The sequence below is a fragment of the Streptomyces chilikensis genome (assembly GCF_001642695.1).
In the GTDB taxonomy this organism is placed as follows: domain Bacteria; phylum Actinomycetota; class Actinomycetes; order Streptomycetales; family Streptomycetaceae; genus Streptomyces; species Streptomyces chilikensis.
The window spans coordinates 1-1,863 of the sequence record NZ_LWCC02000064.1 but is presented as its reverse complement, the minus strand read 5'-3'; the positions used below and the strand labels follow the sequence as shown (position 1 = coordinate 1,863).

The 1,863-nt window shown below is 76.0% G+C and carries 1 protein-coding gene; it reads left to right on the top strand.

What is annotated here, in order from left to right; translation table 11 throughout:
• Nucleotides 1-163 precede the first annotated feature (163 nt).
• Nucleotides 164-1,666: a CoA-acylating methylmalonate-semialdehyde dehydrogenase gene (gene mmsA / locus A2U95_RS22320; protein WP_166026049.1), complete on the top strand. Its 1,503-nt coding sequence runs from the start codon at nt 164-166 to the stop codon at nt 1,664-1,666.
• The last annotated feature ends 197 nt before the right edge of the window (nt 1,667-1,863 follow it).

Genomic DNA, 1,863 nt, shown 5'->3' with positions numbered 1-1,863 from the left:
GTCCCGGCCGGCGCCGCGGGCGGGCCGCCGGCGCGGAACCCCTCCGCGCCGCGCGGGGTGCGCACGGCGGGGCCGGAACGGCCCACACTGGGTCGGGGACGCCCCCACAGGCAGGCCCGGGCGGGACGGGCCGGCGAGCCGTCGACCGCGAAGGAGTCCGGGCATGACGAAGACCCTCCACCACTGGATCGGCGGCAGGGCCGTCGAAGGCGCCTCCGGGACGTACGGACCGGTCACCGACCCCGCCACCGGAGCCGTCACCGCCCGGGTCGCCTTCGCCGGCCCCGCGGAGGTGGACGCCGCCGTGGCCGCGGCCAAGGAGGCGTCCACCGGCTGGGGCCGCTCCTCCCTGGCCACCCGCACCTCGGTCCTCTTCAGGTTCCGGGCCCTGGTCGACGCCCACCGCGACGAGCTGGCCCGGCTGATCACCGCCGAGCACGGCAAGGTCCACTCCGACGCCCTCGGCGAGGTCGCCCGCGGCCTGGAGATCGTCGACCTGGCCTGCGGCATCCCCGTCCAGCTCAAGGGCGAGCTGTCCACCGAGGTGGCGAGCCGGGTGGACGTGGCCGCCATCCGGCAGCCGCTGGGCGTGGTCGCCGGCATCACGCCGTTCAACTTCCCCGCCATGGTGCCGATGTGGATGTTCCCCATCGCCGTCGCCTGCGGCAACACCTTCGTGCTCAAGCCCTCGGAGAAGGATCCCTCGGCCTCGGTACGGCTCGCCGAACTGCTCGCCGAGGCCGGCCTGCCGGACGGCGTGTTCAACGTGGTGCACGGCGACAGGGCGGCCGTCGACCGGCTGCTGGAGCACCCGGACGTCCAGGCGGTGTCGTTCGTCGGCTCCACGCCCGTCGCCCGCCACATCCACACCACCGCCGCCGCGCACGGCAAGCGCGTCCAGGCGCTCGGCGGGGCCAAGAACCACATGCTGGTGCTGCCCGACGCGGACCTCGACGCCGCCGCCGACGCCGCGGTGTCCGCCGCCTACGGATCGGCGGGGGAACGGTGCATGGCGATCTCCGCGGTGGTCGCGGTCGGGGCGACCGGCGACGAGCTGGTGCGCAGGATCCGCGAGCGCGCCGAGAAGGTGGTGGTCGGCCCCGGCCACGACCCCGTCTCCGAGATGGGCCCGCTGATCACCCGCGCCCACCGCGACAAGGTCGCCTCCTACGTGCGGGGGGCCGCCGCCCAGGGGGCCGAGGTCGTCCTGGACGGCACCGGCCTCACCGTCGAGGGGTACGAGGACGGCCACTGGATCGGCATCTCCCTGCTCGACCGGGTGCCGGTCACCGCCGACGCCTACCGCGACGAGATCTTCGGCCCGGTGCTGTGCGTGCTGCGGGCCGAAACCTACGAGGAGGGCCTGGCGATCGTCAACGCCTCGCCCTTCGGCAACGGCGCGGCGGTCTTCACCCGGGACGGAGGGGCGGCGCGGCGCTTCCAGCTGGAGGTGGAGGCCGGGATGGTGGGCGTGAACGTCCCGATCCCGGTGCCGGTGGGGTACCACTCGTTCGGCGGGTGGAAGGACTCGCTCTTCGGCGACCACCACGTCTACGGCAACGACGGCACGCACTTCTACACCCGGGGCAAGGTCGTCACCACGCGCTGGCCGGACCCCGCCGACGCGCCGGCCGGCGTCGACCTCGGCTTCCCCCGCAACCACTGACCCCCGGCCCCGCCCCACCGCCCCGCGCGGGCGGACCGGTTCGCCCGCGCGGGGCATCCGCGGACCCGCCCGTTCCGTCCGCGGGCAGTCGTGCCGCCGGGGCGGTGGTGGTGGGGCGGGCGCGGGATCCACGTGCGTGCGCGGCGGTCCGGACCGGCCGCAGGAGGGCGCGTCCCGGCGGCCGGTCCGGACCGGCC

Excerpts from the sequence above, each read along its gene's own strand:
- mmsA (WP_166026049.1), top strand. The coding sequence starts at position 164 with ATGACGAAGACCCTCCACCACTGGATCGGCGGCAGGGCCGTCGAAGGC.